The sequence below is a fragment of the Xanthomonas maliensis genome (genome assembly GCF_009192945.1).
Taxonomy (GTDB): Bacteria; Pseudomonadota; Gammaproteobacteria; order Xanthomonadales; family Xanthomonadaceae; genus Xanthomonas; species Xanthomonas maliensis.
In genome coordinates, this window is sequence record NZ_NSET01000079.1 from 1 (window position 1) to 22,172 (window position 22,172).

At 66.7% G+C, this 22,172-nt stretch carries 20 protein-coding genes; 4 read left to right on the forward strand and 16 right to left on the reverse strand.

The annotated features are described in order from the left end of the window. Positions 1-223: 223 nt before the first annotated feature. The 7 genes from pepQ to rph form a co-directional block, all read right to left on the reverse strand. On the reverse strand, positions 224-1,555 hold the full coding sequence (pepQ, locus tag CKY51_RS20585) for a Xaa-Pro dipeptidase (protein ID WP_022972893.1): 1,332 nt from the start codon (positions 1,553-1,555) through the stop codon (positions 224-226). A gap of 64 nt (positions 1,556-1,619) precedes the next feature. Then, a complete protein-coding gene (locus CKY51_RS20590; protein WP_022972892.1) occupies positions 1,620-1,967 on the reverse strand; it encodes a PilZ domain-containing protein in 348 nt (115 codons plus the stop codon). Further along, the gene (locus CKY51_RS20595) at positions 1,964-4,348 is read right to left on the reverse strand and encodes a DUF1631 domain-containing protein (RefSeq protein ID WP_022972891.1); all 2,385 of its coding nucleotides are present in this window, start codon (positions 4,346-4,348) and stop codon (positions 1,964-1,966) included. Before CKY51_RS20595 ends, CKY51_RS20590 begins: the two co-directional genes overlap by 4 nt. Before the next feature lie 130 nt (positions 4,349-4,478). Further along, entirely contained in the window at positions 4,479-5,678 is a 1,200-nt protein-coding gene (hemW, locus tag CKY51_RS20600; RefSeq protein WP_022972890.1) for a radical SAM family heme chaperone HemW, read from the reverse strand. 14 nt (positions 5,679-5,692) lie between these two features. After that, complete coding sequence (rdgB, locus tag CKY51_RS20605; RefSeq protein WP_022972889.1) at positions 5,693-6,289, reverse strand: RdgB/HAM1 family non-canonical purine NTP pyrophosphatase; 597 nt, start codon at positions 6,287-6,289, stop codon at positions 5,693-5,695. After that, the gene (locus tag CKY51_RS20610; protein ID WP_022972888.1) at positions 6,286-6,678 is read right to left on the reverse strand and encodes a VOC family protein; all 393 of its coding nucleotides are present in this window, start codon (positions 6,676-6,678) and stop codon (positions 6,286-6,288) included. Before CKY51_RS20610 ends, rdgB begins: the two co-directional genes overlap by 4 nt. Further along, positions 6,675-7,400, reverse strand: a complete 726-nt coding sequence (gene rph, locus CKY51_RS20615; protein WP_022972887.1) for a ribonuclease PH — start codon at positions 7,398-7,400, stop codon at positions 6,675-6,677. The genes CKY51_RS20610 and rph overlap by 4 nt, the downstream gene beginning before the upstream one ends. Positions 7,401-7,509: 109 nt before the next feature. On the opposite strand from rph, the gene CKY51_RS20620 reads away from it, so the two are divergent. The 3 genes from CKY51_RS20620 (at position 7,510) to rpoZ (ending at position 9,620) form a co-directional block, all read left to right on the forward strand. Then, on the forward strand, positions 7,510-8,370 hold the full coding sequence (locus CKY51_RS20620) for a YicC/YloC family endoribonuclease (RefSeq protein WP_022972886.1): 861 nt from the start codon (positions 7,510-7,512) through the stop codon (positions 8,368-8,370). A gap of 151 nt (positions 8,371-8,521) precedes the next feature. Further along, positions 8,522-9,133 carry a guanylate kinase gene (gmk, locus tag CKY51_RS20625; RefSeq protein WP_022972885.1) on the forward strand — a complete coding sequence of 204 codons (612 nt, stop codon included), beginning with the start codon at positions 8,522-8,524 and terminating at the stop codon, positions 9,131-9,133. A 187-nt stretch (positions 9,134-9,320) separates the two neighbouring features. Next, positions 9,321-9,620: a DNA-directed RNA polymerase subunit omega gene (gene rpoZ, locus CKY51_RS20630; RefSeq protein WP_022972884.1), complete on the forward strand. Its 300-nt coding sequence runs from the start codon at positions 9,321-9,323 to the stop codon at positions 9,618-9,620. Positions 9,621-9,810: 190 nt separating this feature from the next. Here rpoZ and CKY51_RS20635 read toward each other — a convergent pair whose 3' ends face one another. The 9 genes from CKY51_RS20635 to CKY51_RS20675 form a co-directional block, all read right to left on the reverse strand. After that, on the reverse strand, positions 9,811-11,469 hold the full coding sequence (locus tag CKY51_RS20635) for an FGGY-family carbohydrate kinase (protein WP_022972883.1): 1,659 nt from the start codon (positions 11,467-11,469) through the stop codon (positions 9,811-9,813). Between the two features lie 3 nt (positions 11,470-11,472). Beyond that, on the reverse strand, positions 11,473-12,246 hold the full coding sequence (locus tag CKY51_RS20640; protein WP_022972882.1) for an SDR family NAD(P)-dependent oxidoreductase: 774 nt from the start codon (positions 12,244-12,246) through the stop codon (positions 11,473-11,475). Between the two features lie 58 nt (positions 12,247-12,304). Beyond that, the gene (locus CKY51_RS20645) at positions 12,305-13,327 is read right to left on the reverse strand and encodes an ABC transporter ATP-binding protein (RefSeq protein ID WP_022972881.1); all 1,023 of its coding nucleotides are present in this window, start codon (positions 13,325-13,327) and stop codon (positions 12,305-12,307) included. A 24-nt stretch (positions 13,328-13,351) separates the two neighbouring features. Continuing rightward, positions 13,352-14,182 carry a carbohydrate ABC transporter permease gene (locus tag CKY51_RS20650; protein ID WP_152249828.1) on the reverse strand — a complete coding sequence of 277 codons (831 nt, stop codon included), beginning with the start codon at positions 14,180-14,182 and terminating at the stop codon, positions 13,352-13,354. A gap of 1 nt (position 14,183) precedes the next feature. Then, positions 14,184-15,053, reverse strand: a complete 870-nt coding sequence (locus CKY51_RS20655) for a carbohydrate ABC transporter permease (RefSeq protein WP_022972878.1) — start codon at positions 15,051-15,053, stop codon at positions 14,184-14,186. A 109-nt stretch (positions 15,054-15,162) separates the two neighbouring features. Continuing rightward, complete coding sequence (locus CKY51_RS20660) at positions 15,163-16,461, reverse strand: carbohydrate porin (RefSeq protein WP_022972877.1); 1,299 nt, start codon at positions 16,459-16,461, stop codon at positions 15,163-15,165. A 91-nt stretch (positions 16,462-16,552) separates the two neighbouring features. Then, the gene (locus tag CKY51_RS20665; RefSeq protein ID WP_022972876.1) at positions 16,553-17,899 is read right to left on the reverse strand and encodes an ABC transporter substrate-binding protein; all 1,347 of its coding nucleotides are present in this window, start codon (positions 17,897-17,899) and stop codon (positions 16,553-16,555) included. A 185-nt stretch (positions 17,900-18,084) separates the two neighbouring features. After that, on the reverse strand, positions 18,085-19,038 hold the full coding sequence (locus tag CKY51_RS20670) for a sugar-binding transcriptional regulator (RefSeq protein WP_022972875.1): 954 nt from the start codon (positions 19,036-19,038) through the stop codon (positions 18,085-18,087). 26 nt (positions 19,039-19,064) lie between these two features. Then, positions 19,065-19,763 (reverse strand): HAD family hydrolase, encoded by a 699-nt coding sequence (locus CKY51_RS20675; protein ID WP_022972874.1) that lies wholly within the window; start codon positions 19,761-19,763, stop codon positions 19,065-19,067. 192 nt (positions 19,764-19,955) lie between these two features. Between CKY51_RS20675 and CKY51_RS20680 the strand changes: the two genes are divergently transcribed. Continuing rightward, positions 19,956-22,127, forward strand: coding sequence for a RelA/SpoT family protein (locus tag CKY51_RS20680; protein WP_022972873.1), 2,172 nt, complete (start codon positions 19,956-19,958; stop codon positions 22,125-22,127). Positions 22,128-22,172: the final 45 nt, after the last annotated feature.

Genomic DNA, 22,172 nt, shown 5'->3' on the forward strand with positions numbered 1-22,172 from the left:
CAGGAACCGCAGTGTACGAGTGGTCCATGAGGATTCCGAGCACCGGCCGCGCCCGCCTGGCGGCTGCGCAGTCGTTTTGTTAGCTGCTCTAAGGCGATGCGCTGCGCCGCTCGGGGCGTTTCGTTATGCACGCGTGGCCGCTCGCTCCACCGCTGAGGTCGATGGCGTCGTCGACGGTAGCGTGGCGCGGCGGCATCGGTGGCCGGTGCCGCCGCTGCGGATCTCAGCTCTGCAGGCTGTCGAACACCGGGCGCGTCAGATTTTCAGGGGCATCCTCGGTGCACACCACCTCGTCCTCGATGCGGATGCCGCCATAGGGCTTGAACTGCTCCACGCGCTGCCAGTCGACGCTGGCGGCGTGGCCGTTCTTCTTGACCTCGTCCAGCAGCATGTCGATGAAGTACACGCCCGGTTCGATCGTGACCACCATGCCCGGTTCGAGCACACGGGTCAGGCGCAGGTAGGGGTGCCCGGCCGGGCGCTCGATCCGGCCGCCGCGGTCGCTGGCGGCGAAGCCGGCCACGTCGTGTACCTGCAGGCCGATCAAGTGGCCCAACCCATGCGGGAAGAACGCCGCGCTGACGCCGGTGGCCAGGGCCGCTTCGGGGGAGACGGTGATGATGCCGAATGCGCGCAGGATGCCCATCAGCGCCAGGTGCGCCTCCACGTGCAGTTGCTTGTAATCCACGCCGGCGCGCACCGCCTGGCCCAGGCCGATCTGGGCGGCATCCACCGCCGCGATCAAGGCCTGGAACTCGCTACCGGGATCGGCTGCATAGCTGCGGGTGATGTCGCTGGCATAGCCATGCGCCGAGGCGCCTGCATCGATCAGGAAGCTGCGTGGCGGCGCAGGCGGCTGGCGCTCGAGCTCGGTGTAGTGCAGCACGGCGCCGTGGGTGTTGAGCGCAACGATGTTGCCATACGGCAGCTCGTTGGCATCCTGGCCGACTGCGCTGCAGTACGCCATGTGGATGTCGAACTCGCTCTGGCCAGCGCGGAACGCTGCTTCGGCGGCGCGATGCCCGCGCACGGCGGCCTGCTGCGCCTGGCGCATCAATGCCAGTTCGTACGGCGTCTTGAAGGCGCGGTGGTAGTCCAGATAGTCCAGCACCGCTTGCGGATTGTTGGGGACATACGCGCCCAGAGCGCTGCCGGCTTCGCCCAGGATCGCGCAACGCGCGCTCTGCTGGGGCAATAACGCCAGCGCCTCTTCGGGCGTGCGGATGATCTGGATGTCGCACTGGTCGACCCACCAGCCATTGGGCGCGGCGGGCACCACGTGCCAGTAATCGCGCGGTTGGTGGAAGATCACCTTGGGCCGCTGCCCAGGGGTGTAGATCAGCCAGCTGTGCGGCACCCGTGTCAGCGGCAGCCAGGCCTTGAACTGCGGATTGACCGCATACGGGTAGTCGCGGTCGTCGAACACCTGGTAGTGCAGGCTGCCGCTGGGGACGACCAGATGGTCGAAACCACCGCGCTGCAAGGCCTGGTCGGCGCGCGCGGACAGGCTGCGCAGGTGATCGGCATAGAGCGTGGACAGGGAAGGCTGGGACATGCGGGACTCGTCGGCGGCGCAAGGCAATCGCCGATTTTGCCGCAATCGTCGTGCTGCTGTCCCTTCAGCCGACCAGATGCTCGTCGCCTATCCAGGCGCGCAGGCGCTGCCGATGCGGCTCTGAGAGGGTCAGGAACCGGAATCCGGCCCAGGACTGCCCAGGCGCATGCGCCGGTTCGCACCACAGCAAATGCACGCCGACGTCGATCTCGCTGGCGCGGCCGATACGTTCGGGCAGGGTGAAGCGCAACTGATAGAGCGCATCGGCCTGCAGGGGCGCCGACGCCAACAGCAGCAGGCCGGTTTCCGAGATGTTGCCGAGCCGGCCGATCTGCGTTTCGGCGATCAGGTCGGTGACCGGCACCGGGTCGGTGGGTTGGCGCCGCGGCGCACGACGGGTGTCCTGGATCATGCTTGCTCCTGCGCGTGATGGCCGGCCAGCGAGCGCAAGGTCCGCACGGTGGCGTGCCAGGCGCGATCGATCAGCCGGGTCTTCTCTTCCACCAGCAGCCGGGCCTGGCCGCTGGCCATCAGCCGCGCCAGCGCATCCAGCGACTGTTCGCCAACCTTCTGCCCGCGTTGATTGACGAACAGCGCATGGTCGGTGACCGGGCTATACCAGGACAGCCGCTGGCGGCGGACGTCGCCCTGCTGGTTCACCACGAACTCGAACCAACTGCCGAACGGCAGGCTGCGCAGTTGCTGGTAGCAGGCCTCTTCGTCGGCACTGCGCGGTGCGATGCTGTGCTTGTGCGGTGCTGATTCGCTCGCATCGCCCTGGTCTCCCAGCCGTGCGCGTGCTTTCAGCCGGGCCGCCAACTCGGTGCGCGAGGTCACCGCATCCTCGCCACCCGGGGTGGACAGGCGCCGGGCGATGGCGGCGGCCTCGTCGCCGTGGTAGCCCACCTGCAACAGCGCCGTCTCCACCTCGCTGGCCAATTCCACATCGGCGGGCTGGTCCTTGGCGCGGCAGGTGGTCTCGGCGATGCGCGCAGTCAGCGCCTGGCGTTCGCTCCATTCCGACGATTGCCCGCCCTGCCGCAGCAGGGTCAGCGTCAACACATCCGACCAGGCCTGGCGCAGCAGCGACTGCACGAACCGCGGTGGCTCGGTCTCGCTGCAGACCTGCTCGATCCGGGTGGCAGCCTGCTGCTTGGCCATCTCCAGGCGCTCGCGGCCGCGCGCTGCGTCCACCTGGCGTCGCTCGGCGACCTCGGCCTTGCGCGCCTGGGTGCGCAGCTGCGCCTGCACTTCTTCGTTGGCGCGTACGAACACCGCATCGTCGCCCTGGTAGTCGCGCACGATCCGCTCGACGTTGCGGCCCAGCGTTTGCAGCAGTTGGGCGTCGACGTCGTCTTCGCCCAGCCAGGTCGCGCCGGACTCGGCCACGGTATTGAGCAGCTCGCGGACCGGGTGCTGGTCGCGGACGAAGAACTGCGGGTCGTTCAACGCCGCGCGCAGCACCGGGACCTGCAGCTTGGCCAGCAGATCCTGCGCTGGCGCCTGCCTGCGCACGTCGCGTTGCATCTGTGCGTACAGCAGACCAAGCAGGTCGAACGTATCGTTGTCCTGTGGCGATAGGCTGGCGTGCGGCCCGTGTTGTTGCTGCAGCGCGGCCAACAGTTGCCGCTGCACCGCGGCGATGCCCGTGGGCGCTGAAGGAGTGGGTGTCGGCACGCTGCTTTGCAGGCTGGCCAGCACGTCCTGCACCGCAGCCTGCGGGACGGGCGGTGTCAGCGCGGCGACCAGTTGCGCTGGCGACCCGGCGATTCCCGGCGTGGTGTCGGGGCCGGCGTTGCGGACGACAGGCGCGTGGCCCTGCAGGCGGGCGGTGCGCGCCGAGGTCAACAGCGCCTCCAGCATGCCGGTGGCCTCGGCCAGGCCCCCTGGGGCGGCCGTGGTATCGGACGGGGGGGCGCCAGTCGCGAGCGCCATCCCGCTGCGATCGTCCATCAGGGCCCGTTGCCAGGCCGTCAGTTGGACAGGCGACGGCGATTGGCCAGCGGAAGGCTTTCCGGTCGCTGAAGAGTGCCCGCCATCGCCAGCCTCGGCGGTTCGCCGACGCGCCTGCGCGTGGGTGGGCTTGGCCAGATAGGGGTGGTAGATCAGCCCGGGCAGGATGCCCTCGTGCGCGAGCAGGCCGTTGACGCGTTCGTACAGATCGGCGAGCCGGTCGGCCACCTGGCGCTCGAACACGCGATACAGGGTGATCTGGCTGTCCAGTCCCAGCTGCAAGGTCTCGCCCAGCGTGCGCACGATCCGGCACAGGCCGTAGGGGCCGAGCGGCAGCAGTTCCAGATCGAATTCCGGTACCGCGCCGACCACTGCCAGCCGCTGCGCCAGCAGATGCAGCAGGTTGCTGTGGCGGGATGTCTCGCGGCGGGCGATCTCGCTCAGCACGATGTCGCGGTCGATGTCGTTGTCTTCCACCAGCGTCAGCGTCTGTGCATGCTGGCGTTGCGGGGCTGGCGTCGGTTCCGCCAGCGGCTTGCCCAGATCGGCCAGCTGCTGCGCCACCTGCTGCAGAAATGCGTCCGGGAAGCCTTCGACGTGGTCGCGCAGGCCGCGCGTTTGCGTGTAGATCTCCGCCTGCAGCTGGCTGCTGGGAGCGTGTTCGGCCTGGTAGAGCAACTCGCGCTCGAGTTCGACGATGGTCATCCGCAGCGAGCCGCCCAGCACCTGTGCGCATTGCGCATGGGCCGCGGCCAGCAGGCGCCGCGCACGGGGCGCGAGCGGTGCGCTGGCGAGCGGAGCGGCCAGCGCGGTCTGCGCGAAGGGGGCGGGCGTGGACATGTAGATCGTCGAGAGCGGGGCAGGCGCGCTATTTAGCACGTTTCTGCACCCATCAGCGACTGTGGGCTGGCGCAAGCGGCATGGGCATTGAGGGAATACAACGCTGCTACCGCGCTGTACCCAGCATGCGCTAGGGCAGGAACAGTGCAACGACGTCGTTGGTGAAGCGCCGGCCAAGTTCGGTGGGGCGCACATGCCCAGCCTCTTCCTGCAACCAGCCCTGTCGATACGCCTGCGCCAGCGGTGCCTGTATCGCGGCAGCCGGCAGCCCGGTCGCGCGCTCGAACGTCTCCAGTCGAAACCCTTCGTGCAGCCGCAGCAGGTTGAGCATGTACTCGAACGGTAGCCGCTCGGCCGCCACCACCTCGTCACCGCCGATCGCCGCCGGGGTGCCGGCGGTGTCCAGGAAGGTCTGCGGATGCTTGTGCTTCCAGCGGCGCAGCACCTGTTGCTCGGCGCCGGAGCTGATCTTGCCATGGGCGCCGGCGCCGATGCCGAGGTAGTCGCCGAAGCGCCAGTAGTTGAGGTTGTGCGCGCACTGGCGGCCGGGCCGGGCATAGGCGCTGACCTCGTACTGCGCATAGCCCGCATCGGCGAGCAGACCCTGGCAGTGCTCCTGCATGTCCCAGGCTGCGTCCTCGTCGGGGATCCCCTGCGGCGGCCGCGCGAAGAACACCGTATTGGGCTCCAGCGTGAGCTGGTAATGCGACAGGTGGGTGGGCTGTAGCGCGAACGCGCGCGCCAGATCGGCTTCGGCCTGTGCCAGGCTCTGCTGCGGCAAGGCATACATCAGATCGATATTGACGTTGTCGTAGCCGGCGTCCTGCGCCAGTTTGATCGCCCGTTCGGCCTCGGCGCTATCGTGGATGCGGCCCAGCCGCTGCAGCGCCGCATCATCGAAGCTCTGCACGCCGAAGCTCAGGCGATTGACCCCGGCGGCATGATAGCGGTCGAAGCGGCCATGTTCGGCGGTCCCCGGGTTGGTTTCCAGGGTGATTTCTAGCTGTGGCGCGAACCGCAGTCGCGCCGCAGCAGCCTGCAGGAAGCGATCGATCGCTTCGGGCGGAAACAGGCTGGGAGTGCCGCCGCCGAAGAACACCGAGTGCACGACCCGTCCCCACACCAGTGGCAAGTCCTGGTCGAGGTCGCGGATCAGCGCATCGACATAGGCCTCGAACGGCAGCGCGCCCTTGGCCGCATGCGAATTGAAATCGCAATACGGGCACTTGCGCACGCACCAAGGCAGGTGCACGTACAGCGCCAGCGGCGGCGGATGCAGCGCCGGCGGCGCGGTGACCGCATGGGTGGCAGTGACGGGTGTAGCGTTCATCGAGGCAAGCAGGCTCAGTACAAGGTGGCCAGCTGCTGTTGCAGTGTCGCTAGCGCCACCGCGCGATGGCTCAGGCGATTCTTCAGCGCAGCATCCATCTCCGCGGCGGTCAGGCCGTAACGCGGATCGAGAAATACCGGGTTGTAGCCGAAGCCGCCATCGCCACGCGGCGCGGTGGTGATCACCCCTTCCCAACTGCCTTCGGCGATCAGCGGTTGCGGATCTTCTGGATGGCGCAGCAGGACGATCACCGCGTAGAAGCGCGCGCTGCGCTGCTCCGCCGGAACCGCGCGCATCGCCTCCAGCAGCTTGGCATTGTTGGCCTGCGCATTGGTCGGGCTGCCGGCGTAGCGTGCGCTGTACAGACCGGGCGCGCCGCCGAGCGCGTCGACGATCAGTCCCGAGTCGTCGGCCAGCGCCGGCAGGCCGGTGACGGCGCTGGCGTGGCGTGCCTTGATCAAGGCGTTCTCGACGAAGGTCAGTCCGGTTTCCGGCACGTCCTCCACCCCGAGCTCGCCCTGCGCGACGATCTGCAAGGGCAGGGCGGCAAGCATGGCGCGCAACTCTTCCAGCTTGCCGGCGTTGCCGCTGGCCAACACCAGCTGTTTCATGGCTTGGGCTCCAACAGATCCCACTGGGTGCCGTACAGGTCGCGGAAGACCGCCACCGTGCCATAGGCCTCCTCGCGGGGAGTTTCGAGAAATTCCACCCCATACGCCAGCATGGCGGCATGATCGCGCCAGAAGTCGTCGGTGTAGAGGAAATGGTCCACGCGCCCGCCGGTCTGGTCGCCGATGCGCGCGCGTTGTGCGGCGTTGGCCGGCTGCGCCAGCAGCAGTGCGGCCTGCTTTGCATCGCCCGGACCGACCACCACCCAGCGCTTGCCCTCGCCCAGTGCGCGGTCTTCCAGCACGCGGAAGCCCAGCGCGCCGGTATACCAGGCAATGGCGGCGTCGTAATCGGCCACCAAGAGCGTGGTCAGGGCAATGCGGCGATTCATCCGGCCAATGCCTGCCGTTGCAATGCGAACAGCTCTTTCATGCCGCCCTCGGCCAGCGCCAACAGCGCATCCAGTTCGTCGCGGCGGAACGCGTGGCCTTCTGCCGTGCCCTGCAGCTCGATGAAGCCGCCGCCGTCGTTCATCACGACGTTCATGTCGGTGTCGCAATCGCTGTCTTCGGCGTAGTCCAGATCCAGTACCGGCACGCCGCGGTACACACCGACCGACACCGCCGCGACCGCGCCGATCAACGGGTGCTTCTTGATCTCGCCGCGCTTCTGCATCCAGTTCACTGCATCGGCCAGTGCGACGTAGGCGCCGGTGATCGCGGCGGTGCGGGTGCCGCCATCGGCCTGCAGTACATCGCAGTCCAGGGTGATGGTGCGCTCGCCGAGTGCATTGCGATCCACACAGGCGCGCAGTGAGCGGCCGATCAGGCGCTGGATTTCCAGCGTCCGTCCGCCCTGCTTGCCGCGTGCGGCTTCGCGATCGGAACGGGTGTGGGTGGAGCGCGGCAGCATGCCGTATTCGGCGGTCACCCAGCCTTCGCCCTTGCCGCGCAAAAAGCCCGGCACGCGGTTCTCCACGCTGGCCGTGCACAGCACGCGGGTGTCGCCGAAGCTGACCAAGACCGAGCCCTCGGCATGACGGGTGAAGGCGCGTTCGATGCGCACCGGGCGCAATTGGTCGGCGGTACGGCCGCTGGGACGGGAAAAGGTCATGCGAGGCAATCCGGAAGTCAGGAGGTGGTCGGGCCAGGTCCGCGTCGGCAGCGCCGGTCGGGACGGCCCGCTAGGGTACCATTCGCGCTTTGACGGCACGGGATTGACGATGATCCGAAGCATGACCGCCTTTGCTGGCGGCGAACGCATCACGCCCTGGGGCACGCTGGCCTGCGAGCTGCGCTCGGTCAACCACCGTTTCCTCGAGATCGGTGTCCGCCTGCCGGAGGAGTTGCGTGCGCTGGAGCCGATCCTGCGCGAACGCGTCGCCGCCAAGAATAGCCGTGGCAAGCTGGACCTGGTGCTGCGCCTGCGTGCGCCGGAGCAGGCGCAGACACTGGCGGTCAACGAATCGCTGCTGCAGGAGCTCGGCGCGCTGGCCACCCGCCTGGATGGCGTGTTCCCGCGCTTGCAGGTCGGCTTCACCGAGCTGCTGCAGGTGCCAGGGGTGCTGCAGGTGCAGGATGTCGACGCACCGGCGTTACAGGCACAGGCGTTGGCGCTGCTGGACGAGGTGGTGGACAGCTTCGTCGCTGCGCGCGAGCGCGAAGGCGGCAAGCTCGCCGCCGCGATCGGCGAGCGGGTGGATGCGATCGAGCGCATCGCCGGCGAGGTGCGGACGCTGATTCCGCTGATCCGTGAAGGACAGCGCACCAAGCTGGCCGCGCGCCTGGCCGATCTGCCGCATCCGGTCGAGCCCGGACGTGCCGAGCAGGAGCTGGTGCTGTGGCTGCAGAAGCTCGACGTCGACGAGGAACTGGACCGCCTGTCCAGCCATATCGCCGAAATCCGCCGCGTGCTGCGTCAACGCGAGCCGGTCGGGCGGCGTCTGGATTTCCTGTTGCAGGAATTCAACCGCGAGGCCAATACACTGGGCTCCAAGTCAGTGGACAGCCGTACCTCGGCCGCCGCAGTGGACCTGAAAGTGCTGATCGACCAGATCCGCGAGCAGGTTCAGAACATCGAATAGCCGGGATGGGCGATGCGCGTCGGGATTGGGCGCGGCGGCCATCGCCGATGTCAGCGGGCTGCGTTCAATCCCGGTAGCATGTCGACCCCGGTGGTACCGGTCCGCAGTCCGTTCGCGAATCCCGACTTCCCAATCCCGACTTCCTGACCTTATGCGCGGCACTCTCTATATCGTTGCGGCTCCCTCCGGTGCCGGCAAAAGCAGCATCGTCAACGCCACCCTGGCGCGCGATCCGAAGATTGCCTTGTCGATCTCGTTCACCTCGCGCGCGCCGCGGCCGGGCGAGCGGCATGCCGAGCACTACCATTTCGTCTCCGCCGACGAGTTCCAGCAGATGATCGATGCGGGCGATTTCTTCGAGTACGCCCTGGTCCATGGCGACTGGAAGGGCACGGCGCGGCAGTCGGTCGAGCCGCAGCTGGCTGCCGGCCACGATGTCTTGCTGGAGATCGATTGGCAGGGCGCACGCCAGGTCCGGCAAAAAGTGCCTGACGCGGTCAGCGTGTTCATCCTGCCGCCGTCGCGACAGGCACTGGACGAGCGCATGCGCAAACGCGGCCAGGACAGCGAGCACGTAATGGCGCAGCGGCTGGCGGCCGCGCGCGAGGAGATGCTGCACTTCGAGGAATTCGACTACGTGATCATCAACGAGACCTTCGATACCGCGGTCTCGGAGATGTGCGCGATCTTCACCGCCAGCCGGCTGCGGCGGCAGGCGCAGCAGCAGCGCCACGCCCAGCTGATCCGCGCCCTGCTGGACTGAACGCGCCGGTCCTGTCGCGCCCGGATCGGCGCACTTTGCGCAAGCCCAGGCTTGGCTGGCTGCGGCCAACTGGCTGATTCCAAAGGAAACTGAACGGTCGCCAGTTGTCTGGCCGACCTGGCGGGCGTACACTTCGCCCCCCTTCCCTCACTCGATGCGCGGCCATTGCAGGTCGCCGGGAGCCCGCATGGCCCGCATTACCGTAGAAGATTGCCTGGAAGTCGTGAACAACCGTTTCGAGCTGGTCATGATGGCCTCCAAGCGCGCTCGCCAGCTCGCCAACGGCGTGCAGCCGCTGATCGACAACGCTGACGCCGGCGACAAGCCCACCGTGATGGCGCTGCGTGAGATCGCCGCGCGCCGGATCGACAATGCCCTGATCGACGAAGTGGAGAAGGCCGAACGCGAGCGCGCCGAGCGCGAAGCGCTGGAATGGGCCGCCGCCGAAGTCGTCGCCGACGAGGACATGTCCAAGAACGACGACTGATCGTCGCTGCATGGCCGACGCGCATCGCGTCGTCGGCAGTCGATCTGCGACCGGCCCGCCCTGTGCGGGCCGGTTGCGTTATGGGGAGCGGGATGCATGCTCGTATGTGTGCGAGTCGCCATGGCACAGGTCGCAGGAATTGTCCCGGCTGCACCGGACGACCGGGCGCATACTCCGTAGACAGCAGTCGTCAGTCGGTGCGCGTCGCCTGCGCCATCTCACTCCGCAGCGAGCGCTCCAGCGCTTGCATGGCGGTGTAGCCGCGACGTTTTGCAGCGTGGAAACCTGCAATGTCTGCCGGCGTCGCTGCGGTGCCGGCGCCCAGTGCGCTCATTGCCGCCATCGCTGCAGGCAGGTCGGGGTACGCACCGCTGGCCACCGCTGCCAGCATCGCGCTGCCCAGCAGGACCGGCTCGGCCGTGGCGGCCACGTCCATCCGGATGCCGCAGGCATCGGCCATCAGTTGCCGTACCAGCCGGCTGTGGCTTGCCCCACCACTCATGATCACGCTGTCGATGCACACGCCTTGCGCGCGCAGCGCATCGAGGATGTCGGCCAGCCCGTAGCCGAGTCCACAGATCCCCGCGATATACAGCGCCTCCAGGCCATCGAGATCATGGTCGATGCCGAGCCCGACGATGACCGCCCGAGCGCTGGGGTCGGCGGCGGGTGAGCGGTTGCCCAGGTAGTCCGGCAACACGTGCAGCCCGTGCGCGCGCAAGGCGGCGTGCGAGGGCGTTCGCGCCTGCGCCAGGATGCGTTGCTCCAGCCACTGCAGGACATCCAGCCCCGCCGCCGTGGCCTGCGCGCTGGCGTCGGCGTAGCCCGGATGCGAGCGCACCAGCGTGTCGATTGCCACGCCGGCGGCGGACTGCCCACCTTCGTTGAGCCACAGCCCCGGCACCAGCGCCGCGTCATACGGCCCCCAGACGCCGGGAGTGAAGCATGCGGCCTGTGTGCTTACCAGCACGCAGGCCGAGGTGCCCAGGATATAGGCCGCGCGAGCGGTGAGCGGCACCGGTTGGCCGTCCTCAGCGGGGCTGGCGAGGGTGCCGACGGCGCCGGCATGTGCATCGATCAAGGCCGCGCCCACCGCGATCCCGGCCTGCAGGCCCAGTTCGTCCGCCACTGTGGGTGTCAGCCCCTGGCCCAGTGCGGTGCCAGGTGCAACGATCCGGCTGCCGATCCGCGCAGCGTGATCACCGAGCAACTCGGCCATGCCGATGCGTTCGAAGAAGGCCGGGCTCCAGCCGCCAGCGTGCTGCACATAGGTCCATTTGCAGGTGACCGTGCACAGCGAGCGGTCGGTGCTGCCGGTGGCGCGCCAGCTCAGCCAGTCGGCCAGGTCGAACAGGTGCGCGGCGCGCGCATAGCTGTCGGGCAGATGCTGTTTGAGCCAGAGCAGCTTGGGGATCTGCATTTCCGGCGAAATCTGCCCGCCGACATAACGCAATACAGGGTCGCCGGTGGCGTTGACGTGGTCGGCCTGGGCGACGGCGCGATGGTCCATCCACACGATGACGTCGCGATCGGCCTGGCCGCAAGGGCTGATGCACACCGGCCCGCCGTCGGCGGCCACCGCCACCAGCGAACAGGTGGCGTCAAAGCCAATCCCGGCCACCCGCGCGGCATCCACGCCGGCGTGCGCCACCGCCGCGCGGATCGCCTGCACGCAGGCCTGCCAGATATCCGCGGACGATTGCTCGACCATATCCCCCGGCAAATACCAGGTCTGGATGGGATGGCGCGCGCTGCCGAGCAAGCCGCCGCGCGCGTCGAACAGCCCGGCGCGTGCACTGCCGGTGCCCACGTCCACACCGATGAACACGGCATCGTTGGTCGAATGCATGGCTTACCAGCAGGTATAGCCGCCGTCGGCCAGCACGATACTGCCGGTCATCAGGCTGGCGGCGGGGGATGCCAGGAACAGTGCGACCGAGGCGATTTCTTCCACTTCGCCCAGTCGCCCCATCGGCGTGCCGCCGATCCAGGCGGCGTACATCGCCGGGTCTTCCTTGACGAAGGCGTTCAAGGGCGTGGCGATATAGGTCGGCGCCACCGCGTTGACGCGCACGCCGCGGTTGCCCCATTCGGCGGCCAGCGATTTGGTCAGGTGGTGCACGGCTGCCTTGGAGGCGTTGTAGTACGCCTGCGCCTGCGGCTTGTTGACGATGAAGCCGGACATCGAACCGACATTGACGATGGCGCCATCGCCGCTGTCCAGCATGTGTTTGCCGAAGGCGCGGCAACACCAGAAGGTGCCATTGAGATTGACGTCGATGACATTGAGCCAGTGCTCGTCGGTGACGGTTTCGGCCGGGGTCTGGCTGCGTGCGATGCCGGCGTTGTTCACCAGGATGTCGACCTTGCCGAATTTGGCATGCAGCTCGTCGGCCACCTGGGTCACGCGCGTCGAATCGGTGACGTCCATCTGTACGATTTCCGCATCCAGGCCCTTGCTGCGCAGGGTAGCCAGACCTTGCTCGGCCACCGCGATGTCGTGATCGGCAATCACCACCTTGGCGCCGGCTTCGGCCAGCGCATCGCAAATGGCCAGGCCGATCGCGCGGCCGCCGCCGGTGACGACCGCCACGCGGCCATCGAGTTTGAACTTGTCCAGATACATCGCGCGTCTCCTGCTGAGTCTTGCACGTGGGGGAGGGAAAGGGTTAACGCTGCAGCGCTCAACGCATGGCTTGCTGGCCGGCATCGAAGCGATGCAGGTGCTGCGGGTCGGGGATCAAGGTGACGCTGTCGCCCACTGCGACGCGCAGGTCGCCGGTGCAGCGCGCATCCACGGTGCCCACACCGGGGATCTGCACATAGACGAAGGTGTCGCTGCCCAGATGTTCGGCCTGGACTACGGTGCCCGGCCAAGCTTCGCCGCCGGCAGTGGCCGTGGCGCTGCCGCGATGCACGGCGATATGTTCCGGACGCACGCCGAGCGTGACCGCGCCATGGCGCGCGGCCACCTCGCCCTGCAGCAGGTTCATGCGCGGGGAACCGATGAAACCCGCTACGAATACATTGGCCGGGCGCTCGTAGAGTTCCAGCGGCGTGCCGACCTGCTCGATGCGCCCGGCCTGCAGCACCACGATCTCGTCGGCCATGGTCATCGCCTCGACCTGATCGTGGGTGACGTAGACCGCGGTGGTCCTGAGTTGTTTCTGCAGGCGGGTGACTTCCAGGCGCATCTGCACGCGCAAGGCGGCGTCCAGGTTGGACAGCGGTTCGTCGAACAGGAAACCCTTGGGCTCGCGCACGATGGCGCGGCCGATCGCTACGCGCTGGCGCTGGCCGCCGGACAACTGGCCGGGCCTGCGGTCCAGATAGTCGGTGAGGTTGAGCACGGTGGCGGCCTGCGCCACCCGCCGCTCGATCTCGGCCTTGGGCACGCGCGCCATCTTCAGCCCGAAGGCAATGTTCTTGCGCACGCTCATGTGCGGATACAGCGCATACGACTGGAATACCATCGACAGTCCGCGCCGAGCCGGCGGCAGCCGGGTGACATCCTCGCCATCGATCAGGATGCGTCCGCCGCTGACGTCTTCCAGTCCGGCGATCAGCCGCAACAAGGTAGTCTTGCCGCAACCGGACGGGCCGACGAAGACCACGAACTTGCCGTCGTCGATCTCCAGGTCGGCACCGTGGATGACCTGCGTGTCGCCGAAGGATTTGTTGACAGCTTGCAGCGTGATGCGTCCCATGAACCACCTGTTGCGTTGAGTGAGTTATTTCACGGCACCGAAGGTCAGACCGCGCACCAGTTGCTTCTGGCAAAACCAGCCCAGCACCAGAATCGGAGCGATCGCCATGGTCGATGCAGCCGACAACTTGGCCCAGAACAGGCCTTCGGGGCTCGAATAGGACGCGATGAAGGCGGTCAACGGCGCGGCCTTGGACGAGGACAGATTCAGCGACCAGAACGCCTCGTTCCAGGCCAGGATCACGTTGAGCAGCAGCGAGGAGGCGATGCCGGGTATCGCCATCGGGGCCAGGATGTAGAGAATCTCCTTGCCGATGGTGGCGCCGTCCATGCGCGCCGCTTCCAGGATGTCCTTGGGGATGTCCTTGAAGTAGTTGAACAACATCCACACCATGATCGGCAGGTTGCCCAGGCACAGCACGATCACCAGACCGAGCTGGGTATCCAGAAGGCCCCAGTCGCGGTACAGCAGGTAGATCGGCACCAGCACCCCCACCGGCGGCAGCATCTTGGTCGACAGCATCCACAGCAGGATGCTGCGGGTGCGCCGCGTCGGGGCGAATGCCATCGACCAGGCCGCGGGGATGGCGATCGCCAGCGCGATCAACGTGGAGCCCAATGCCACCACCACCGAATTCCACGCGTGCGCGAGATAATCGCTGCGTGCCTGTACGGCGGCGTAGTTTTCCAGCGTCCAATGGAAGAGCAGGAAGCTGGGCGGCGTGGAAAATGCGTCGATCTCGCTCTTTAAGCTGGTCAGTAGCATCCACAGGATCGGGAAGAACATCACCCCACCCACCACCCAGGCGGCGATGGTGGTGGCAAGCACTTGCAGCGTGGGGGCACGACGGGCCATCTCAGGTCTCCAGGTTCTTGCCGACGATGCGGACCAGGAAGATCGCCGCCAGATTGGCTAGCACCACCGCGATCAGGCCGCCGGCGGATGCGGCACCGACGTCGTACTGCAACAGCGCCTGCGAATAGATCAGGTAGGCCAGGTTGGTGGTCTGCATGCCCGGGCCGCCGCCGGTGGTGACGTAGATCTCCACGAACACCGTCAGCAGGAAGATCGTTTCGATCAGCACCACGATGGTCAGTGGGCGCGCAAGATGCGGCAGCGTGAGATGGAAAAAGCGGTCGAACACACCAGCACCATCCATCAACGCCGCTTCCTGCTGTTCTTCGTCCAGCGACTGCAGCGCGGTCAACAGGATCAGCACCGAGAACGGCAGCCACTGCCAGGCCACGATCAGGATGATCGACAGCATCGGGTATTGGGTGAACCAGTCGATCGGCGTCAGCCCCAGCGACTGCCATAGCCACGCCAGCAAGCCGGACACCGGGTGCATCAGCAGGTTCTTCCAGATCAGCGCGCTGACCGTGGGCATCACGAAAAAGGGGGCGATCAGCAACAGACGTACGATGCGTCGGCCCACGAACGCCTGGTCGAGCAGCAAGGCGATCGGGACGCCGCAGCCGGCGGTGATCGCCAGCACCGAGCCGACCAGCAGCAAGGTGTTGCCGAGCGAGGACAAAAAGGCAGGGTTGCTCAGGAAGTAGTGGAAGTTGCCTAGCCCGACGAAGGTTTTCTCCGGGTTGAGCAGGTCGTAATGCAATGTGGAAAACCACACTGTCATCGCCAGCGGCACGATCATCCAGGCCAGCAACAGCAGGATCGACGGCGCGATCAGGAAGCGGGCGAGGCGTTGGGTTTGCTGCGTGGCCATTGGAAGGTCCGTTACAGGGACGGCGAGGCGCGCGCGTGACGGTGCGCGACGGACGTTGGAGCGACCTGGCCCGCCGCGCATACGCAGGCGGCAAACAGTCGCTGCGCGACTAGAAGTTCAGGCTGACCTGCAGGCCGAGCAGGGTGGCGTGATCGACATCGCGCCCGCCGGGATGCCGGATGTACTGCACGCTGGGCATGATCTCGATGCCGCGGCTGACGGCAATGTTGTAGTTGAGTTCGATCGGATACTCGTAGCGCTGCACCTCGATCGCGCCCGCGCCGCTCGGCAGGCGTTGGTTGTAGGCGCGCTGGGCGCTGCGCAACCGGTTGCTGAGTGCATTGCGGCCGAATGCCAGGCCGATGCGGTCGTTCGGCCGTGCGGGAAAGACGCCCTTCCAGAATGCGCCGAGCGCCACGACCTGGCCGACCGTGCTGACCTCGTCGTCGGCATCGATGACGCTGGCAAACATGCGCAGGCCGCCACCGTCTCCGTTGCTGGTGAGTTGCTGTTCGACGTTGGCGTAGAACGCGCGATCGGTGTCCTGCAGCGTGGCCGGGCTCGCGCTCAGGCTGGTGGGCAGGCCGATCTGGTTGTAGACCCGGGGTTGATCGTGACTGTTGCGCACCGCACCGATGCGGTAGTCGCCATCCAGACCATTGCCGTAGTCGGGTTTGAATTCCACCTCGGCCACCATCAGCGTGCCGTGGTCGTCACCGGAGGTACGCAGTTTCAGGCCCTGGTCGGTGGAGCGGTTCTGCGGGTTGGCATCGTAGCCGCCGACGCGGAAAAACCAGCGCTTGTCCGGGCTGAAGGAGACCACACCGCCCCAGGCACTGAGCGGATCGCCATACCAGTTGTTGCTGATGTAGTTGGACGAGCCGCCGCTGCAGAAGGTCAGATGCTGGAAGTTGCAGTTCAACGCAAAGAAGTCCGCACTTGGATAGATGCGGCCAGCCTTTAACGACAGGCGGTCGTCGAGCAGGCGCTGGGTCAGCGAGAACTGGGTCAGGCGCGTCACCGGGCCGCGGCCGAAGATCTGCTGCGCCTGCAGCAGGGTGGGAATGCCGGCCTTGGTGTTGATCAGGTCGCCGTTGCGGTTGGTGATCTCCAGCTTGAAGTCGGCGCCGGTCCAGCCCCAAAGCCTGTCCAGGTCGAAGTAGCCGCCAAGAAAGAATTGATCGGCGTAGGCGGTGGTCTTGCGTTCCCCGCCGGAGAGGTTGTGCGCGGTCTGGCTGAAATGGGCCAGCTTGAATTCCACGCCCTGCTCGGCGAGTGCGCTGCGCGCGCCGCCCCAGTCGCCGCCGATATGCTTGCCCGGGTCGAATGCATCGGCGGCCTGCGCGGGGGCGCACAGCAGGCTGGCGGCCAGGGTGGGCAGCGCAGCAAAGGTATGCCTGATCTTCATCGATTGCCTCGCGTGATGAGGCCCGGCGCGCCTGCGCCGAGCATGCAGCGGTCTCCAGGCCGTACGGCGGTGCCGCACGGAAACGTAGGCGTTACTTCTTCGGGTAGCCGGCGCGCAGCATTTCGCGCTCGGTGCTGGCCTGGGCGTTTTTCAGCGCGTCGTCCACGCTGACCGAGCCGGTGAGCGCCGCAGAGAACTGTTGGCCGACCGTGGTGCCGATCGACTGGAATTCCGGGATGGCCGCGTACTGCACGCCGACATAGGGCACCGGCTTGACTGCGGGATGATGGGTATCGGCGCCCTGGATGGCGGCCAGGGTCGGCTTGGCGAACGGCGCGGCCTTTAAATACGCGGGATTGGCATACAGCGACTGACGCGTGCCCGGCGGTACATTGACCCAACCGTCCTTGGCGGCGACCAGCTCGATGTAGTGCTTGCCGGTGGCCCAGGCGATGAAGGTCTGCGCCTTGTCTGCCTTCTTGGAACTGGCCGGAATCGCCAGATTCCAGGCCCATAGCCAGCCGGTGGTCTTGCCCTTGCCGGCATCCGGCGCAGGCGCGAAGCCGACCTTGTCGGCCACCTTGGATTCGCTCGGGTTGCTGATGAACGACGCCGCCACCGTGGCATCCACCCACATGGCGCACTTGCCGGCGTTGAACAGTGCCAGATTCTCGTTGAAACCGTTGGAGGCCGCGCCGGGCGGGCCGGCCTGTTTCATGACATCCACATAGGTCTGAAGTGCGGCTTTCCATTCCGGCTGGTCGAACTGCGGCTTCCACTGCTCATCGAACCAGCGCGCACCGAAGGCATTGCCCATTGCGCTGATCAAGGCCATGTTCTCGCCCCAGCCAGCCTTGCCGCGCAGGCAGATGCCGTACACGCCATTCTGTTTGTCAGTGAGCTTGCGCGCGGCATCGGCCACGAAACTCCACGACGGCTGCGCCGGCATCTGCAGGCCCGCCTTCTGCAGCAGGTCGGTGCGATACATCAGCATCGAGCCTTCGGCGTAGAACGGCGCTGCGTACAGCTTGCCCTTGTCGCTGACCGCATCGCGGATCTGCGGCATCAGGTCTTCCACATCGTAGTCGGCGTCGAAGGTCAGCGGCTTGAGCCAGCCGCGCTCGGCCCAGATCGGCACCTCGTAGGTGCCGATGGTCAGGACGTCGAATTGCCCGCCCTTGGTGGCGATGTCGGTGGTCACGCGCTGGCGCAGCACGTTTTCTTCCAGCGTCACCCACTCCAGTTTGATGTCCGGATGCTGGGCGGTGAAGTCGGCGGTGAGCTTCTGCATGCGGATCATGTCGCCGTTGTTGACGGTGGCTATCACCAGCGTGTCCTGCCTGGCCGCCGCATTGCCATCCTGTCGTCCGCCACCGCCGCAGCCGGCCAGTGCGGTACTCAGTCCCACGCAGATCAGCGTCTTGATCGAAGTGTTCATACCGATGCCTCGGGTCGAGGTTGGTTGAGCAAATGCCCGTGTGGTGTGCATATGCCCACGCTGTGGGCATGCTGTAAAGCACTTTCGATCGTGCAACGCAGCATCGCTGCGCACGCCAGGGCGCCCGCAGCCGGACGAAAAACGTCATGAAAAAACTGTCTTGCGCCGCTGTGCGCGGCCGTGACTCAGCCCGCGAGCAAGGCCTTGGCGGTGTGCTCGTCGGTGATCAGGCCATTGAGGATGCGGCCTTTCAAGGCGGCCTTGATCGGCCCCACCTTGACCGTGCCTGCGGCCACGCCAATGGTCAGGCTGCGCGAAGGCACGCTGTGCGGCATGCTGGTCAGGCGCAGGTTGCTGCCGCCGTCGATGATCTCGCCGTCGGCATTGATGGCCCAGCCGATGACCTCGCCCACGGCGCCAAGGCGGATCAGTTCCAGCAGCTCGGTCCGGCTGATGAAGCCGTCCACATGCAGCGGGGCGGTCTGGTCCAGTTGCCCGACACCGACCAAGCGCAGATCGGCCTTGTCGGCGATGGCTCGCACCTTGCGCACCACTTCGATGCCCAGCAGGCTCTTGCGCTCGGTCTGCGATGACAGGAACACCGGCAGCGGCATCGGGTAATGCTGAGCACCGGTCAGGTCGGCCAGGCGCGCCACCGCATCGAACGGGCTCGCCGAGCCGTCTGGGGAGATATTGCCGACCAGCGACACCAGCTGATGGTTGCGCGTCTGCATCGCCGGGATCCGCTCCACCGCCGCGCGCATCGAGCGGCCGGTGCCGATGCCGATGATGCTCGGGGTGTCGCTGCGCAGGGTGGATTCCAGCAGCGCCGCGGCACGCTCGGCCACGCCGGTGACCAGGCCCGGATCGGCCGGATCGGTGGGCGCCACTTCGCAGTAGCCAATGCCGAAGCGATCCTGCAGCTGCGCGGCCAGATCCATGCAGGCGGCGATCGGGTGTTCCAGACGAAAAGTGATCAGGCGCTGGCTCAGGCACAGCGACACCAGTCGCTGCGCGGTGGCACGCGAGACCTTGAGCTTGCGGGCGATTTCGTCCTGGGTGTTGCCTGCGATGTAGTACAGCCAGCCGGCACGGGCAGCGGCGTCGAGTCGCGTGGTGTCGCTGTCGGAGTTGGCCATCTTTCGCATGTGGACGCTTGGACGTCTCAGCCTAACGCAGTGCCCGGGCGTACGCAGCCGGCGGCATCCAGCGCAGCGGACACGGCCGCCATGCTGTCGAATACGCGCACCGCACCGGCCGTGGTCAGCGCTGCAGCGGCGTCGGCCGTGGCGCCGTGATGGCTGCCACCGGTGAATCCCCAGCCTTGCATGCCGGCCGCGCGGGCCGCCTGCAGACCGCTGGGGCTGTCTTCGATCACCAGGCAGTTTCCGGGCGCAACCTGCATGCCGTCGGCGGCGAACAGGAACAGGTCCGGTGCCGGCTTGCCGTGCGCGACGCGCTCGGCGGTATACACGTGCTGGCCGAAGTAACGCGCCAGCCCGGTGACCTGCAGGCACAGCCGGACCCGTTCCAGATGACTGGACGAGGCCACGCATAGCGGCCGGTCCAGCACCTCCAGCAGTGCCGCCACGCCGGGGACTGGTCGCAGGTCGCTGCGCAGGCGCGCCAGCAGTTCGGTGTTGAGATCGGGCTCGAAGGTGTCGGGCAGCGCGATGCCCAGCGTCTGTGCATGTGCACGTACGCTGGCCAGGCTACGCCCGAGAAAGCGCTGCTTGACCGCAGCGGCGTCCATGTCCAAGTCATGCCGTCGCAGCGTTTGCGCCAGGACCGAGCAGGCCAGCGGCTCGCTGTCGACCAGCACGCCGTCGCAGTCGAAGATGATCAGGCCGGGTGGGGCGTGCATGGATCGGCGTCTCGTCAGGGCAACGGACTCTGGAGTGTAGCAACTGGGCAAATGTTGCTTGGGCTGAGTAATAGTGCAGGGTATGCGGTCCAGGCCTCCACGGGGTCGCCAGACCATCTCTGCCCCCCTTGACATCCTTGCACGTTCACGTGCCGCATTGCCGCAAACCGGTCACTGGCATAGTCTTCTGCCATGAACCCAGGCCCCACCGCCCAGGCGAGCGTCGTGCCGTCCGCGTCCTCCGACCCGGACATCCCCGACTATGTCCTGCAATTCGAACGCGCCGCCAGCTATCTGCCCAAGGAGCAGTTGCCGATCCTGCGTCGCGCCTGGGAAGTGGGAGCCACCGCGCATGCCGGCCAGACCCGCAAGTCCGGCGAGCCCTATATCACCCATCCGGTGGCCGTGGCCGGGGTGCTGGCCGAGCTCGGCCTGGACATGGAATCGCTGATCGCCGCGATCCTGCATGACACCATCGAAGACACGCCGCTGACCCGTGAGGAATTGGCTGCCGAGTTCGGCGAGGCGGTGGCCGAACTGGTCGATGGCGTCACCAAGCTGGACAAGCTCAAATTCCGTGATCGGCAGGAGGCGGCGGCCGAAAGCTTCCGCAAGATGCTGCTGGCGATGTCGCGCGATCTGCGGGTGATCATGATCAAGCTCGCCGATCGGCTGCACAACATGCGCACGCTGGGCGCGCAGAGCACCGAGGCGCGCAGCCGCATCGCCCGCGAGACGCTGGAGATCTACGCGCCGATCGCCCAGCGCCTGGGCATGAGCCTGATCAAGTCCGAACTGCAGAACCTCGGCTTCCGTGCGCTGTATCCGTGGCGCCACGCCATCCTCGAAAAGCACATTCGCAGCCAGCCGGTGGTGCGCCGCGAATCGATGGCGCAGGTGGAGGTGCAGCTGAGCCAGCGCCTGGCCAAGGAAGGGCTGGAGCATCGTCTGGTCAGCCGCATCAAGACGCCCTGGAGCATCTACAACAAGATGCACGAGGAGAACAAATCCTTCGACCAGGTGATGGACGTATTCGGCTTCCGGCTGGTGGTGCGCTCGGTGGCCGATTGCTACCACGCGCTGGGCGCAGTGCATGCGACGTTCAAACCGCTGGACGGACGCTTCCGCGACTTCATCGCGATCCCCAAGGCCAACGGCTACCAGTCGCTGCATACCGTGCTGTTCGGTCCCTACGGCTCGCCGATCGAAGTGCAGATCCGCACCGAGGAAATGGATCTGATCGCCGAGCGCGGCGTCGCCGCGCACTGGACCTATAAGGTCGGCTCGGCCGCGCCCAACAGCGCGCAGAGTCGGGCGCACGACTGGATCGTGGAGTTGATCGATTCGCAGCGCGCGGCCGGCTCGTCGCTGGAATTTCTCGACAACGTCAAGGTCGATCTGTTCCCCGACGAGGTCTACCTGTTCACGCCCAAGGGCAAGATCCTGGCCTTGCCGCGTAATTCCACTGCGCTGGACTTCGCCTACGCAGTGCATACCGACGTCGGCAACCGCGCGGTCGCCTCGCGGGTGGACAAGAAGCTGGTGCCGCTGCGTACCAAGCTGGTCAGCGGCCAGGCGGTGGAGATCATCACCGCGCGCTCGGCCACGCCCAAGCCGCAGTGGTTGGAGTTCGTGGTCAGCAGCAAGGCGCGCACCGCCATTCGCCACCAGCTCAAGCAGCTCGAGCACGAAGATGCCGTGCAGTTGGGTCACCGCATGCTCGATCGCGCGCTGGAAGCGATGGATTCCTCGCTCGAACGCCTGCCCAAGGGCCGCCTGGACGCCTTCCTCAACGAGCATCGCTATCCACGCCTGGAGGCGCTGCTGGCCGATGTGGCGCTGGGCAACTGGATGCCGACGCAGGCCGCGCAGGCGTTGATGGCCTATGCCGAACTGCGCGGTGGCGGCCATTCCAAGCATTCGCACGAAAAGATCCTGATCGACGGCAGTGAGCGCGGCGTGATCAGTTTCGCCAACTGCTGCCAGCCGATTCCCGGCGACGAGATCATGGGGTATCACACGGCCGGCAAGGGCATCGTGGTGCACCGCCTGGATTGCCCGAACTTGGCCGAGTTGCGCAAGTCGCCCGAGCGCTGGGTACCGATCGATTGGGATTCCAACGTCAGCGGCGACTACGACACCGCGTTGATCGTGGAGGTGGAGAACCGCACCGGCGTGCTGGCGCAGCTGGCGGCGGCGATCGCGCAGAGTCAATCCAACATCGAACGCGTCGATTATCTCGATCGCGACTTCAATGCTGCGGTGTTGCGCTTCAACATCCAGGTACGCGATCGCCGCCACCTGGCCGAGGTGATGCGTCGGCTGCGCCGCTTGCACGTGGTGCAGAGCGTCGGTCGCCAATAGCGCGTCTCACCACGTCGCCTGTGGGGGACGCGCCGGCGGAGCAGG